At 41.8% G+C, this 14,902-nt stretch carries 13 protein-coding genes; 11 read left to right on the forward strand and 2 right to left on the reverse strand.

Annotated features, from left to right (window positions below):
- The first annotated feature begins 158 nt into the window (after window positions 1–158).
- The 11 genes from Q9312_RS17690 to prfH all read left to right on the forward strand — a co-directional run bounded on the left by Q9312_RS17690 (window position 159) and on the right by prfH (window position 12,180).
- Complete coding sequence (locus tag Q9312_RS17690) at window positions 159–686, forward strand: GNAT family N-acetyltransferase (RefSeq protein WP_309202182.1); 528 nt, start codon at window positions 159–161, stop codon at window positions 684–686.
- A gap of 209 nt (window positions 687–895) precedes the next feature.
- Window positions 896–1,252: a hypothetical protein gene (locus Q9312_RS17695; protein WP_309202183.1), complete on the forward strand. Its 357-nt coding sequence runs from the start codon at window positions 896–898 to the stop codon at window positions 1,250–1,252.
- 181 nt (window positions 1,253–1,433) lie between these two features.
- Complete coding sequence (locus tag Q9312_RS17700) at window positions 1,434–2,804, forward strand: SWIM zinc finger family protein (protein WP_309202184.1); 1,371 nt, start codon at window positions 1,434–1,436, stop codon at window positions 2,802–2,804.
- Window positions 2,805–2,813: 9 nt separating this feature from the next.
- Window positions 2,814–5,927 carry a DUF6493 family protein gene (locus Q9312_RS17705; RefSeq protein ID WP_309202185.1) on the forward strand — a complete coding sequence of 1,038 codons (3,114 nt, stop codon included), beginning with the start codon at window positions 2,814–2,816 and terminating at the stop codon, window positions 5,925–5,927.
- 27 nt (window positions 5,928–5,954) lie between these two features.
- Complete coding sequence (locus tag Q9312_RS17710; RefSeq protein WP_309202186.1) at window positions 5,955–6,800, forward strand: enoyl-CoA hydratase/isomerase family protein; 846 nt, start codon at window positions 5,955–5,957, stop codon at window positions 6,798–6,800.
- Window positions 6,801–6,859: 59 nt separating this feature from the next.
- Entirely contained in the window at window positions 6,860–7,309 is a 450-nt protein-coding gene (locus tag Q9312_RS17715) for a hypothetical protein (RefSeq protein ID WP_309202187.1), read from the forward strand.
- Window positions 7,310–7,447: 138 nt separating this feature from the next.
- Entirely contained in the window at window positions 7,448–7,981 is a 534-nt protein-coding gene (locus Q9312_RS17720) for an RNA polymerase sigma factor (RefSeq protein ID WP_309202188.1), read from the forward strand.
- Between the two features lie 48 nt (window positions 7,982–8,029).
- Complete coding sequence (locus Q9312_RS17725; RefSeq protein WP_309202189.1) at window positions 8,030–8,407, forward strand: DUF6768 family protein; 378 nt, start codon at window positions 8,030–8,032, stop codon at window positions 8,405–8,407.
- Between the two features lie 152 nt (window positions 8,408–8,559).
- Window positions 8,560–9,960, forward strand: a complete 1,401-nt coding sequence (locus Q9312_RS17730; protein WP_309202190.1) for a diguanylate cyclase — start codon at window positions 8,560–8,562, stop codon at window positions 9,958–9,960.
- Between the two features lie 376 nt (window positions 9,961–10,336).
- Window positions 10,337–11,533 (forward strand): RNA ligase RtcB family protein, encoded by a 1,197-nt coding sequence (locus Q9312_RS17735; RefSeq protein ID WP_309202192.1) that lies wholly within the window; start codon window positions 10,337–10,339, stop codon window positions 11,531–11,533.
- Complete coding sequence (prfH, locus tag Q9312_RS17740; RefSeq protein WP_309202193.1) at window positions 11,533–12,180, forward strand: peptide chain release factor H; 648 nt, start codon at window positions 11,533–11,535, stop codon at window positions 12,178–12,180. The genes Q9312_RS17735 and prfH overlap by 1 nt, the downstream gene beginning before the upstream one ends.
- Before the next feature lie 240 nt (window positions 12,181–12,420).
- On the opposite strand, the gene Q9312_RS17745 is transcribed toward prfH, so the two are convergent.
- Window positions 12,421–13,125: a response regulator transcription factor gene (locus Q9312_RS17745; RefSeq protein WP_309202194.1), complete on the reverse strand. Its 705-nt coding sequence runs from the start codon at window positions 13,123–13,125 to the stop codon at window positions 12,421–12,423.
- Between the two features lies 1 nt (window position 13,126).
- Window positions 13,127–14,902 carry a sensor histidine kinase gene (locus tag Q9312_RS17750; RefSeq protein ID WP_309202195.1) on the reverse strand — a complete coding sequence of 592 codons (1,776 nt, stop codon included), beginning with the start codon at window positions 14,900–14,902 and terminating at the stop codon, window positions 13,127–13,129.

The following is a 14,902-nucleotide window of genomic DNA, read 5'->3' on the forward strand; positions in this document are numbered from 1 at the left end:
GCGCTTAATATTAAAGACTCGCTAATATTCATGAGCACTTAATATTAACCAGCACTTAATATTAACCAGCATATAAAGCTGTCACATTGTAAAAATACGTTGCCAAAAATAATAAGTCCATAGGTTGGACACTGCCTTGACAAGGAAAACTCATATCTATGGAAAAGCAATTAATTCCACCGGTGCTTATAGAAACTCCTCGCCTCGTTTTAAGACATTTTTATCAGGGAGATGCGCAAGGCGTTTTTGAATTCAATCAACATCCAGAAATGCTGAAATACATACCCGGTGATCCCATCTTAAGTTCGGTCGCTGAGGCGGCGCAAATCATCGAAAACGTTTGGTTAAATGAATATCGGCAATATGGCTATGCTCGATATGCCGTGATACTGAAAGGTGAAATCAACCCAATCGGGTTTGCTGGGTTTAAGTTTGAACCTGAGTTTGGCTTTCCTGATTTAGGGTATCGAATCGCACCTCCTTTTTGGGGAAAAGGGCTAATTTCAGAAGCGGTAGACGCGTTGTTGGTTTACGGCAAAACAACGCTTGAGCTGAATAAGATTGTGGCGATTGCAGCCGTCGACAATGCGGCTTCCAATCGAATTTTACAAAAATTTAATTTTAAGCAGACCAATACATTAGTAGAGCATGGAATGCCTCACTACTTCTATGAAAAACTGCTATAGCTCTCTTTGCACTAAAACTCTCTTTAAAGACTAAGTTCACGCGTTACAGCATAATCTGATCGTATGGATAAAAATCAATCGGTTAGAGCGTTAAGCGCTTGTCAATCTTCCTTTATGATAGGTATGATAACCTCTGAGCTAAAGCGACCTAAGTTCACAATAAAAGGCGTTTTAGTGTCGTTATGTTCGACTACTTGGAGGGTATTATAATGAAAGTTATTTTAAGTCTAACTGCACTTCTAGCATCTTCGGTCTATGCCATCGATAACCAAAGCACGGTTTGTTCCTTTGGAGAGAATACGCGCAAGATAGAGCTAGTGTATCCGAATCAAACGGAGCTGCCATGCGAAGTGCACTACACCAAAGGCGAAGAGACCAAGGTTTTATGGAAGGCATCTGGCGAAACCGGGTTTTGCGAAGCTAAGTACGCAAGCTTTGTAGAGAAGCAGGTTTCTTGGGGATTTTCCTGCAAAGATATGAGTACTAAAGCAGAGTCAGCTCCAGAGCCAGAGGCGAGTAGCGAGCCTGAGGCTGAAGAGACAAGCTCGGAAGAAAAAGACTCTTAGGATTCATCTAAATCGAAAGGCAATAGTTGGCATTAGCCAATCTAACGCGCGATCAAAGGCGAATCATTGCGCCTTTGATCCTTCCTTGATAAACGAATATTGACCATCCTTTTTTGTTGTCAACTCGTTTATGCCGCGTTAAAAAATAACCTAGCGGACCTATTAATGAAGGAATCATTAAGTGACAGCAGCATTCGACCATACTTATGAGTACGCCTATTCTTCAGGCATTCGCGCCATTGATAATAAGCAACATTTAGCCCTTGCTACGAGCAGTCCGAATCACCTACAGCCGTATTTTTTTGATGGGCAAGTGCGTTCGCCCAAACTATTCGGCGATATGCTAATTACTTTAAGCGATGTTGTTAGGACTCATTTCTACTTACCAAGACCCGCGCTACTTGATCCCGTACTAACCAGTAATGAGCAACTTCTTCGTCTTGAAGGATTCAGTGGGTGCTGCGGAGTCTATGCGCGAGTGGATTTACCCAGTGATTTTTTCGAAGGTGAATGTCATGGTAAAGGCACCACGAATGTCGACTTTAATGCACCCATGCGCAATGCATTAATGAGGTTAAGAGATTCCGAAAAAGTTGAGTTTGCGGTCGGCAAACAAGAAGTGGCGTTAACCACAAGTCATGAATCAACCATTGAGAAAAAAGTAAAGCTGCCACTGCGTTGGATCAAAGGGTTCAGTGAAGTTCAAGCCTATCAACCGCGCTTAACCTTGGTTATGGAAGTCAGCGCAGCTGATGGCTTGCAATTTATTCGGAGCCTACCCAAGACTTCCGCTCCAAAGCAACCAAGTTATGCCGTCAGTCGAGGGCGAGGAATTCGTTTAACTCAAAGACCTCAAAAGGGTGCTGTTAAAATCAGTGGTACACATCGAGTGCGTGTGATCGAAGCATTAATGCATAAAGCCACCAGTCTTCGAGTGTGGTCAGATCAAGAAGGCGAAACCAGTGCTTGGGAAGTTTGCTTTCCCATTGGTTCATTTTTCTTAATGATCAGCCCAGAGGTTTACCGTAGCTTTTCTGGCGAAGGCCAAGTGTTGAGCGGTTTAGGGCAATCTATCAACGAAGCAGCTCTCTCGAAAGTCCGAGCTCAACTTACCTGGCAATCAGAAGTCAATCCTATCGCAATAGCCGAATTAACTCAGCTGCCGATTGCCGAGGTCGATCAAGCTTTGTTGGTTCTTGGCAGCCGAGGACTAGCGGGTTTTGATGTTGCGACGGGTCATTATTTTCATCGAGAACTCCCTTTTGAACTAGAAAAAGTCGATGAACTTCAGCCGCGATTAAAGGGTGCTCGGAATCTGATAGAACAAGGAAAAGTAACGGCGATTCGTGCGAATGGTCAAAATCAAGAGAATGCTTCAAAGACTATCAAAGAATACGAGATTAGCGGAAGCGATGTAAATCATCGTGTTCGTTTATCGGAAGAGGGCGATCATTGTACTTGTGTTTGGTTTAGTAAGTACCAAGGTAAACGTGGACCTTGTAAACATATATTAGCTGCGCAAATTGATGCTGAAAATACCGCTAAAGGTTAGGAGAAGAACGTGAGTCCAGAGCAACTAGAGCAGTTGATTTTTGAGGCTAAAAAACCAATCGAGTTGGTTCGTCTATTGAGTGATTTGAGTGAGAAAGACAGGAAGGCATTGTCCACTCATTGTGCTAATTTGTACAAGCAAATTAAGAAAGGCGAAGCCGATAAAGAAGCGTCTTCGTTAGTAGTAAAACATTTAGATAACGCTGAAAGCTACTGGCAGTCGCAGGCCTTTAAACATGTGCAATTAGCCATCTTGGGCTTGTGTCCTTTATCGGTTGTAAAACGGACGATTGAATATTTAGATTGGGGATTTAAAGATTTCGCTTATCAAGTCATCGTCGATCGAAAACCTGAGTGGATTGACGATTGGTTAGATTTTGAACTTAGTAAAGAGTTTACCAGTCTAGACTTTAAGATCATTCGTGAGTGGATGGCTAGCGGTGTTTGCAAGAAGCCTAAAGTGGATGGTTATGTTTTAAAGTTTGTGACGGCATTGAAATCATTCGGATACGGTGAAGATAAAGAACAGTATATTCCGATCAGTCGTCGCTTAGTCGATGAGCCAGATTTACAAGAGGATATTTGGCGACTCTTTGATATTGAGACCGATGCTTTCGCGACGGTCAATTGGTACGGTGACAATCGGCCCGATAATTATGAAACGTTTAATGAAGCCTTGGTCAAGTTGAGTCATGATGGTGTTATCAGCAGAGATCGACTTTTAAGTGAAAGCTTAGCGGCTCTTTCTAAAGACTTTAGTCAGTTAACCTGTTCTGGTTTTCATAAATTTCATGAAGCATTAGCACCGACCAAAGATGAACGAGCATCGAGACAAGGTGAATATATTAATCTTTTATTTCATCCGATTGGGCATGTGGTTAAGTTCGCATTGAGAAATATAGGAAAAATGCAGCGGGAAAAAACACTTAATACAGACCTGTTTTTAGAAAGCGTGTCCGCCGTTTTCTCCCATGATGCCAAGGGCATTGCAATGGATGGTTTGAAGTGCTTAGAACGAGCGCTCAAAGATAAACCAGAGTTAAAAGAGGTTACATTAAACACCATAAGCGATGCGTTAAAGCACAGTCACTCAGATGTTCAGGCGAAAGCCATTGAACTACTCAAACAGAACAAAAGCGATATTTCTGACGATTTAAAACGTGAACTTGAAAACGCAGTGTCATTTGTGACAGACGCTAACAAGCCATTGTTGGGAGAAATTTTAGATATTTCGCAAGTGGGCTCTAGTGACAATGATGTCTACGACGATCAAACTTTGGAAGATACTAGGAATAAACTCAAAACGCTGAGTGCTAATCATAGGAATTTGTTAGGTATTGACGACGAGTTATCTCTGCAGTTTACTGAAAACCGCGTTCTTCACTTTAATAGTATTGATGCGACTTTAAGAAACACCCAACTACCCGATGTTGTGAGTTCTATCGATAACGAGAGTGATTTACTCGATCTATTAGCGCATTCCATTGAAGTCGTAGACCAAGCCGTCGATTTCGACCGAATTCTTGATGCCATAAGCCGAATTATCCCTGAGCGCAACGAAGCGTTCAAAGCCAGAACGGCACCGTTAATTAAGCGCATTGAAGATGGCGGACATTTAGATTCAATGAAAGGGCTTTTTTCAAATTCGGGACTGTTATTACATGAAGTAACCGATCTTGTAATGACTTGGCTAACGGGTAAGTTATATGAAACGCCTCCTAACCGGTATTCAAAAGGGAACTTGTACTTTATACCCATTATCAATATGGTGCGGGCAATAAAACACCGTGTTTATCAGCAAAAAAGTCAGCCATTACTGTCATTTCCAACTCATTTGGGAGGTTGGATTGATCCTGTAGTTTGGGTTCGTCGGTTACACAGCGCACGCAGCAGTCAAGTGTCATTTGAGAGAGTCGATTTTTGTTTGTCTCTGTTACGGTTACTACCATTTAATAGAGACAAAGCATTAGAATCTATTGGGGAGTTAGCATCACCGTTGGATCGTATCGTTAAGTTTGCTCTGGGTGAAGAGGTTACCTTAAACTACGATGATCGGCTTGATTACGATCTTTGGATCAGTGCGGCGAGAAGCCGAGATCCGTTATATGACTGGTCGAGTTATTTCGAATTATTTAATATCGACGATCATTCTCCCAATGGATTTAAACCGGCAACATTTCAATGGCAGTTGATCCAAACAGAGTCGCATGGACAAAACATTTCTGATTGTCAAATACGAACGCTTGTTGATCAAGTGACGGTTTACAGTAATCTTGAAGAAACCGATCATTCGTCGAAAGCCGACTCCTCACTCAAATCAATGGTTGCCTTCGGTAAGAAATTATTCTCAGGCGCGAAAAAACAACTCACAGGGTTAAGTATTGAGCACAGTAAAGTACCGAGTATTGCCTTTAGTTCAGTACAAAAGAATAAATACGTTTGGACCAGCGAGTTAACCTCTGCTTGGATTACCCAATGGGCCATGACATTGTGGCCTAGAAATCCGGATGGGTTCTACACCTACGCGGCCATGCGTTTAGTGCAAAGGATTGATGATAACAGCAGTGTCTTTGACCCAAACTTTGCTTTCTTTGAAAGTCTGTTCGATGGTATTCGACCTTGGTCAGAGTTGGCTCATCTGGTCCTTGTGTTCGGTCTTATTGGTAAAGATTCAGATTCAAAGTCGTTAGCCATCGATGCACTGATTGAAGGCATCGATAACGATTTGGTATCAACTCAGTCTATATCGTTAATCTTGGAGCAATTAAATACCATTGGATTTATCAAACTTAATCGATTAGCTGACAGCTTGAAAGTGGTTGCAGAAGTGTCTAACGAGCATCGATATATCATCAGCCAAGTTTTACAAGAGGTCTTAAAAACGGTTGACTCGAAACAAAGAAACCTTCAGGTGTTGTTTGCTTTGCTTCTCGATATCAATACCGCACTAGATATCAAGGTCATCAAAGAGCTAGAACCATTGTTAACTTCTTACAAAGGTAAAAGTAAGGTTGCCGAAGCCGCAAAGAGGTTAATGGGTATATCTGGGGCTAATAATTCTGGAATAGTGAAAGCTAGGGCGTCGATTGTTGAAAGACGATTGGCGCGACTTAAAGAAACTTGAGATTATAAAAATCGGAGCCTCATCATTTTGACTGCTGACTTACAAAAGAGTAAATCAACGAGTTATATAACGTCATCGTTAGATAGCAACGTGTTGACGTTAACCATGAACCGTCCAAAGAAACTGAATGGTTGGACGCTGCCGATGATCGAGTCATTGGTTGGCGCCTTTGCCGAGGCAAGCAAAGACGATCGAGTTAAGGCGGTCATTTTAACAGGAGCTGATCCCTATTATTGTGCCGGTGTTGACCTAGGTGGTTCACTTAAACTAATGCACCCTAAAAAGCTTCATCAGTCGATCAAGGCGCTGAATGAGCGTTTATTCAATTTATTCATCGAGTTCGATAAGCCCATTCTGATTGCCGTGAATGGCCCTGCCATTGGAGCAAGTGTTACTTCGGCAACCTTATGCAACGGGATTATTGCTTCTGAAAATGCGACCTTCTCGACGCCTTTTGCCTGCCTAGGCGTACCGCCAGAAGGATGTTCTAGCATTCATTTGCCGCGCTTAATTGGTTCTGATAATGCCAAACGAATGTTGGGCGAAGAGGGCTGGAAGCCATCTGCAGAAGAAGCTTTAAATATCGGTTTAATTCAATGGTTAGAGCCTCACGTGTCTTTACTGAGTAAAGCCCAAACAATTGCTAAAGGCTGGGTTAAGATTGGCAGTTCAAGAGACTACTTAGCTAATGCCACGCGGGATGAGTTAAAGTCTATTAATGCGAAAGAGTCAGTAGCGGTGGCCGATGCTATGTTGAGTGCCGCGTTTCTTAAAGAGCAGGCGCGTTTCTTTTGGCGAAAAAATAAGAAGATTCCGTCATTGCTTTTCTGGTCGCTTTGGGCATTGCGACCAATTTGGGGAAGGTTGTTATAACGTCAATCTGATTCTACTCGTCGAGAGTTCGAGAGATCTAGAGAACAAGAGTTTTGTTTATGAAAAAGTTAACCGTTAAATTTACCGCCTATTTGCTCGGCGTTTTTATCTGTAGTTCTGCCCTAGCTTGTAGCTGCCGTTTAGGTGACGTTGATGAAAAGTTTGCACAACATGAATTTGTCTTTACTGGCAAAGTGAGCAATATTGTTCGCCTAGACGCTCGAAATGCTTTTGGTGACCCAGCAATTATTGTCACTTTTGAAGTAGAAAAGTCTTGGAAAGGCGCTGGTAAAACCATTGTGTTGCATACGGCCGAAAATGCAATGGGTTGTTACGGCTACTGGTTTAAAGAAGGTCATGACTACTTGGTATTCGCGTTCCAAGACCAGTTAAAACAACTGGACACTTTTTGGTGTGGCGGCGTTATTCCTAAATTAACTAATGAAGGAGAGCCTTCCAGTAATTATTCTGAGGAAGTGCAGCAGCTTAATCATTTATCTGAACAATGAGTATTTTAAATGGTGATTCTAAAGAGTGATTCTAAATAGATATCTTAAATAGTTATTGAAAAATAGTTATGAACCCATCCTAACCTTCCGTCGTCTTTATAAATAACTACATGAATAACTGATGGATTAAGGCGACTTATGCTTCAAGCACAAATAGACTTACTGGTCGTCGAAGCTCAAAGTGGGAACACTAAAGCTTTTGAGTGTTTGGTCGTCTACTTCCACCCCCAGCTTTTATCCTTTGGGCTCAGTCTCAATAGTAATCGAACGGTGATTGATGATGCGCTTCAAGAAACATGGATGTCGATAAGTCGTAAACTACGAACCTTGAAAGATCCTAGAGCGTTTAAAAGTTGGCTGTTCCGTGTTGTTCGTTGGCGAGTGATTGATCTCACCAAGTCTAAGGCTTCGCAGTATGAGTCGTTAGATGAGCATTTACTGCAAGGCGGTGCAGAGATGTCAATGGAGCTTGATGAATCGACACTGGAGCTTAGAGCCCTGAAGCAAGCTATCGATCAGCTAGCAGACTCTGAGAAAAGCGTCATTACCCTCTACTATTTGGCTGAATTTTCGGTGTTTGAAATCAGTCAAATACTAGAAATTCCAGAAGGCACCGTTAAATCTCGCTTAAATAGGGTGCGTAATCAATTACAACAAATCATTGTTGATTAACAGGAAACGCCATTGAGAAACCTATGTGATGAACCTGAGGAGGTCAGCATGAACTTAGATGACAAAATTAAACAAGCGTTGAAGATGGACGAAGCAGAAGTTAATAAGCTGCTCGCTGAAGAAGGAGGTCTATTTGCGCAACTCGGCGGTGTGTTCAGTGGCTCAATGAAAGGATGGAATATTTATGGCTTTATTCTTTCGTTTTTTATCGCAGCCGCTATGTTCTGGTGCGGTTATGAATTTTTTGTTAGCACGACGCTTGATGAGCGCATATTCTGGGGCGTATTAACCATCGCTGCTGCAGTGATGACGATGGGCATTAAAATTTGGTTCTGGATGGAAATGAGCCGACATTCAACGCTGCGCGAAATCAAGCGCCTTGAGTTAGCGGTGGCTCAGCTCTATGCAAAACACAGTGGCGAATAACTTAATTTAGAGTTCTAGACCGCCACCTTAAGGTATCTCTTAATGAAATTTCGTGTCACTTGTGCGTTTAATAGCAATTAATTATTGAGAAAATGAGAAGATTCGTCCGTGGCCCACTATACTCTAGTCAGGGTAACTGGGTGAACCACGCAATGGTAAAAGCGAGCGACTTCGATAAAATTAATGTTAAGAGTATTGTGGATAATGCAGCAATTGGTGTCATTATCCACAATTTAGACTCGTCTATTGTCTACGCAAATCCGACTGCCTTGAAATGCCTTCGTCTTAGTTTTGAACAAATGATTGGCAAAGATGCACTTGATCCACAATGGCACTTTGTTGACGAACAAGGACGCATTCTTCCTGCCGAGGAATTTCCTGTGAATAAAGTACTCACCTGGAAAACACCGATAAAGCAAGAAGTCATAGGCGTTGTTGATAGCTACAGTAAAACCTCATGGTTTATGGTTGATGCTTATATGGAAGTAGGTGACCAACCGGATAAAGGTTTCGTTGTGGTTACTTTTACGGATATCACCGAAGAAAGAACGTCATTTTCATTTCGTGATGTGGTTGAAAGTGCACTCGATGCTATTGTCGTCACTGAAGCGCAAGCCATCGAAGCACCGCTAGGGCCAAAGATAGTTTATGTCAATAAAGCCTTTGAGGAGCTAACTGAATATTCTGAAGAAGAATCTTTGGGTGAAACGCCAAGAATTTTGCAAGGTAAATTTACTGATAAGCAAACGGTAAAAAGAATTCATGATGCGTTAGTGAAAAAGGAGCCAATTAGAGAAACCATTTTAAATTACTCTAAGTCAGGCCGACCTTATTGGTTAGATTTGAACATCATTCCACTTACCAACTCTTTAGGCGAAGTGACGCATTTCGCCGCGATTGAACGCGACGTCACTGAGGTTACCTATCGAGCCGAACAGCTCGAAAAACGTAATGAAGAATTACGAGAATTGAAGAAAAACTTGCAACAAATAATTGATAAACAAACAGCGGAGTTGAAAGAAGCCAATCTTCGTCTTGAGCAAATGGCTTATTATGACACGCTAACCAAATTACCCAATCGTCGTTACTTTCAAGATCAACTCGTAAAAATACTCTCTCACGCCGAGAGATATCGTTTTAAGGTGATGTATGGTTTGGTTGATATTGACGACTTTAAAGTCGTCAATGATACCTACGGACATGATGTTGGTGACGAAGTGTTAATACTAATTGCTAAAGCATTTTTTCATGTGTTTCGACGCCAAGATGCATTTGCCAGGTTCGGTGGCGAAGAGTTTGCTTTTGCGGTTGAGTTTACCAATGAGCAAGATGTTGCGGTAGTTTGTGAGCGATTAATCGAAGAAATTGCTAAGCGATCGTACGAAAGCGAATCGCTCGATAAACCGATCAAAGTAACCGCGAGCGTTGGTGTGACTTTCGATAACACAACCGGGATTGCTAATGGAACGAGTTTATATCGACAAGCTGATAAAGCGCTATACCAAGCTAAGTCTGAAGGCAAAAATCGCTTTGTTGTTTTGCCGCTAAATTGAATATTCTGAATGCGCTAGGTTTTAATTCTCGGCTTTTTAAACGACTAAATTTTAATAAATAGCGTTGTCATTATTTAATGCGTAGCATGTAAGTCAACAAAGCATATAAGGGTTGCCTTTTCATATTTTCCCCATTAGACTAGCGCCAAATTGACAAAATTCGTCGATCAACTAACTGCAAAGGAGATTAAAAATGAGTTTAATTACTATCTTTTGCGGGTCACTCTCTGAGTAATTTCAACTTCTCAAACAGTTTGCATTACTCAAAGCGTCAGCTAATCCGTTAACCAGTCAGTTAACGAATAGCTTCGATTGAGTAAGGCCCGCCGATTCTAAATACTTAAATATTTTAACCTATTTCTTAGGGAATTGGATTATGGGCAACTGTATTCAAAATTTGTCTGAAAACGTTATTTTGGTTGCAAAATCAGACACCTGGATCGAAGGAAAAGCGATCCAACAATTAAATAAAACGGCTGAGTTAAATGGAATGATCCGCGCAGCAGGTATGCCAGATCTCCATCCAGGTCGTGGCTACCCGATCGGTGCTGCTTTCTTAACACAAGGTAAAATTTACCCTGCCTTAGTTGGAAATGACATTGGTTGTGGTATGGGGTTGTGGTCGACCGATATAAAAGTTCGGAAGGTTAACCTCGATAAGTTTACTAAGCGATTAGCTCATATCGATGCGCCATTGGATGACTCATGGAATGACTATCGTTCAAAGCGAATGAGCGAAAAAGGGCTCGCGCCGACATCGTTTGATTCAGCTTTGGGAACCATTGGCGGAGGCAATCACTTTGCAGAACTTCAGCAACTCGATGAAGTTTATGATGACGAGTGCTTAAAGCAGTTCGCCATCGACAAAAATCACCTAGTGTTGCTAGTGCATAGCGGCTCCCGTGGCTTGGGGCAAAGTATACTGCGACAACATGTTGAGGCGTTCGGGCATGCTGGTTTAACTAGCTCGACTGAGGCTTTTCACTCATACATGCTCAACCATAATGCTGCGGTAACCTTCGCCGAATTGAACCGAGAGTTGATTGCTTTACGCATGCTTAAAAGTTTAAGCGCGAAAGGAAACAACCTATTGGATGTTAATCATAATTTGGTGACTCGTTTCGAAAGCTCTTCAGCAGTGAATTCGCATGAGAACCTCACGAGCGAAGGCAATGTTGACCTGTGGGTGCATCGAAAAGGCGCGACGCCAGCGGATCAAGGACTGGTGATGATTCCAGGTTCAAGAGGTGATTACAGTTACCTCGTTAAACCGCTCGTCGAGTCGGAGCAAAGCCGAACTTGCTTACACTCTTTGGCTCACGGTGCGGGTCGTAAATGGATTCGTAGTGACTGTAAAGCGCGTTTGTCGAAACGATTTAAAAAGTCTGATCTAGAACGCACTCAATTCGGTAGCCGAGTGATTTGTAAGCACAGCGAATTGATCTTTGAAGAAGCGTCAGAAGCTTACAAGTCAATCGACTCGGTGATCGCAGCGATGCAAGACGGCGGTTTAATTCAGTCGATTGCGCGGTTTAAGCCGGTCTTAACCTATAAAACATCGGGAGGCTGTTAATGATTTTGTTTTTACTATCAGCCGCTCAAGGCCCAAGCGAATGTTGTTTAGCCGTTTCATTAGCGGCTAAACAGCTGAATCGCGATGCGGTAAAAAGTGGAGTAGCAATTACCTTAGTTGAGTCTGAACAAGGGTTAGAGCCGCAAACTTACAAGTCGATGTTATTTAAGTTAGAGGGGGATCGCGCGGAAGATTTAGCGAAGCAATGGAGCGGAACGCTGCAGTGGATTTGCTCGAGTCCGTATCGACCAAAGCACCGTCGAAAGAATTGGTTTTTTACCGGAAGTTTTACTAAATCTGAAGCGCTGATCAAGGCAAGTAGGGTTCAAGAAACGGATCTGCTTTTCGAAGCATGTCGTTCATCGGGGCCGGGTGGGCAACATGCCAATAAAACCAGCTCTGCAATTCGAGCGAGCCATGTACCCTCGGGTATTGTGGTGAAAGTCGAGTCTGAACGAAGCCAACACGCGAACAAGCGATTGGCCATAGCTTTGATTGAACATAAGCTAGAAAAGAACATGGCCGAGAAGCAACGTTCTGACAAAAGCAAACGGAGACTGCAACATCACTCCATTGAGCGGGGCAATGCTGATAGAGTTTTCAAAGGGATGAAATTCGAGGAATCTTCTTCACCCAAAGTGAAATGATCTAAGCTGGTTCATTTAATTGAAAGGCTATGTTTACTGAAAGATATTGATTAAAAACTGGTTCAGTGTTGTTTTTTTAAAGAGCTCTACGTGATTTTGTAAAACTAAAGTAGGTAGAGCTTTTGCTATCTTACAGAACCGCACAGGTGCAATATTTTATTAATGTTCGCTATCGATTTAACGAGTGTTTTATAATATTTTGGTATTACCAGATCTTCCTTTCATTAAGCTGTCTAATCATTAATCTGTTGTTTTATTAAATTCTCGTTTCATAAAGCAATAACCAACGCCACGAACAGACTTAATGTAAAAGGCATTTTCTGATGTTAAATCGAATTGCTTTTTCAGATTGGATATAAAGTTATCAATGGTTCTATTATCGACATAAACGTCTTTTCCCCAGCAAGCGTCTAGAATGTCTTCTCGTGAAAGTACTTCATTAGTGTGTTCAATCAGTAGCTTTAAGATACTAAATGCTCGGGAGGTTAAATGTAGACTTTCTCCATGATACTTAACCGTCATGGATCGCCAATCGACTAACCGCCCATTGATATCTAACGTCAGCGTTTCTCTTTTGGCAAGAGGGCGCCTAAGTAGGGCCTTAATCCGCATTAATAGTTCTTGAGATCGATAGGGTTTAGAAACGTAGTCGTCGGCACCCGATTCAAAGCCTTCAACGATGTCCTTTTCTAACCCGCGTGCGGTTAACATTAAAATTCTGGTCTCAATTGATTGTTCGCACAGCCACTGAGAAAGTTGATAGCCATCGCCATCTGGCAGCATGATGTCTAGAACGGTGAGATCAATCGATGAGTGATTGAAGATATCTTTTGCCTCAGCAATGGTTGCTGCTTGAACAACAACAAAGTCTTCAAGTTCTAAGAAGTCGCTCAGAGTTTCGCGTAAATTTTGGTCATCTTCGACGATTAAAATAGTAGCAGTCATATTATTGAAACGTTAATTCCCATTGTGTGCCAGTAGTATACGGCACAGTATTGTTCAGGTTATTGATTTTACCGATGGATGCGTCTGCCTCTGAAAGTGTTTTCGATTGCAAAATTCGTAAGCTACCATTGTGGATTTGCATGACTTTAAGTGACAGTGCCAGTCCTAAGCCAAACCCTTTCTTTTGCTTGTGATGGGCTTGGAAAAACGGCTCAAAGATATCAGCCCATAACGCTTTGTCGATACCGATACCATTGTCTGAAACGAGTATGCTGTTTAAGCCTTGGTTATTAATACTAGACTCAAATGTTAGCTCGACTTGTGAATGGTTGTTGTATTTTACGGCGTTCGAAACAAGATTTAGCAGAACTAAGCTGAATAAAGGTTTATCCACCAATGCTTCAGCGTCAGGTGATATTTTATTATTAATGATAATATCTTCTGGTAATGATTCTTGAACTTCGTCGACTAAACTTTTAAGTGATATCGACGTTTTATTAATACTCATCTTCTCTGACTGTAAACGATTGAATGACAATATATTATCAACCATCAGCCAAAGTCTATCGGCTTCTCGTTCAATCCGTTTTGGATAATCTTTCCCATCAAGCTTTTTAGTGAGTCTTTTATCCAGTGTTTCGGCCATTAATCGAATCGAGGCGAGCGGTGTTTTTAACTCATGACTCACCAGATTTACAAAGTCTTCTTTTAACTGAATATAGTGTTCTTTACGCTGATGTTCTAATTGAATCGCCTGAACCGCGTAAATCGATAAACTCACTAATATTATCAATATGATGACTTTTATTAGCATAAACCATTGTTGATTTGTTTCCTGAAGTCCCCAAGATGGGCGGTCGATAGTAAGCGTTAGCTCTTGTTCGCTTTCTGGTAGCCGGCTCATATTCCAATTAATTGAGTCATTAGGATCCAGCTGGCCACGTTGAATAAGCTGGCTAGTTAAACTCTTCAACTCCTGAGGAAGGTTGATAGGGATAACTATGCAGTTCTCTGCATCATAGGCTTTCGAAATCCTGTCTTGGCCAATGACGAGTTTTTGCGTGCAGTGGAGTGAATGCAATGATGTCTCTGACTTTAAAATAGCTCGGCGATAATCCCTTAGCCTATCGAGTGGAAGATTTACCCTTTCCGCATACCCTTCAATCAAATTCAATATGGCTTGAGTATCTTCGCGATTAAACCGGTTTACATTATCAATTAGTAGATTAAACGCAGACCGAATGTGTATGTTTTCTGACTGAAATCCTTGAAATAAAATAGAGTCCACCAAACTTTGACTCCACCTCTTGTTCTTTCCCACTTCTAAAAGCATCAAGCTAGACGCAATTTCCTCTATAGCGGTTAATTGAAAGTTTTCTTTTTGACTGAGAAAAACTTGCATCAAAGTGCGCAGTGATTGTTGGTCGTTCGCTTCTAATGCACTTGCCATATCTTTAATGTTGTCGACGCGCTCTTGCATCAGCTTGTTAAGCGACGCTTTTGGTTGTTCATCCTTGAGACTCGATGTCAGATCTTGCCAATAGCTGTCCCATAATGAGCTAGCATTTGAGGGCTTCGGTGGAAATACTGGTTGCTGCTGTTGAAACCAATAAAAATTGGGTTCGTACTTGATCCAATTGGTTTTTAGCTCTGAGAAGCTATTCGGTAGGCTGTTAAACTGACTATTGAGTTGGGTTATTAACGAGCGCTTGGTCGCGTCGGCAAGTAATTGTTGATTGCTAGTAAGTAGCGATTGATTTTTTTGATATTCAACCAT

Origin of the sequence: Pleionea litopenaei (genome assembly GCF_031198435.1) — a bacterium.
GTDB lineage: Bacteria > Pseudomonadota > Gammaproteobacteria > Enterobacterales > Kangiellaceae > Pleionea > Pleionea litopenaei.

Bases quoted from the DNA above. Each gene is read 5' to 3' on its own strand.
- Q9312_RS17690 (WP_309202182.1), top strand. From the start codon at position 159: ATGGAAAAGCAATTAATTCCACCGGTGCTTATAGAAACTCCTCGCCTC.
- Q9312_RS17695 (WP_309202183.1), top strand. From the start codon at position 896: ATGAAAGTTATTTTAAGTCTAACTGCACTTCTAGCATCTTCGGTCTAT.
- Q9312_RS17715 (WP_309202187.1), top strand. From the start codon at position 6,860: ATGAAAAAGTTAACCGTTAAATTTACCGCCTATTTGCTCGGCGTTTTT.
- Q9312_RS17720 (WP_309202188.1), top strand. From the start codon at position 7,448: ATGCTTCAAGCACAAATAGACTTACTGGTCGTCGAAGCTCAAAGTGGG.
- Q9312_RS17725 (WP_309202189.1), top strand. From the start codon at position 8,030: ATGAACTTAGATGACAAAATTAAACAAGCGTTGAAGATGGACGAAGCA.
- Q9312_RS17730 (WP_309202190.1), top strand. From the start codon at position 8,560: ATGGTAAAAGCGAGCGACTTCGATAAAATTAATGTTAAGAGTATTGTG.
- Q9312_RS17735 (WP_309202192.1), top strand. From the start codon at position 10,337: ATGGGCAACTGTATTCAAAATTTGTCTGAAAACGTTATTTTGGTTGCA.
- prfH (WP_309202193.1), top strand. From the start codon at position 11,533: ATGATTTTGTTTTTACTATCAGCCGCTCAAGGCCCAAGCGAATGTTGT.
- Q9312_RS17745 (WP_309202194.1), bottom strand. From the start codon at position 13,125: ATGACTGCTACTATTTTAATCGTCGAAGATGACCAAAATTTACGCGAA.
- Q9312_RS17750 (WP_309202195.1), bottom strand. From the start codon at position 14,902: ATGGTTGAATATCAAAAAAATCAATCGCTACTTACTAGCAATCAACAA.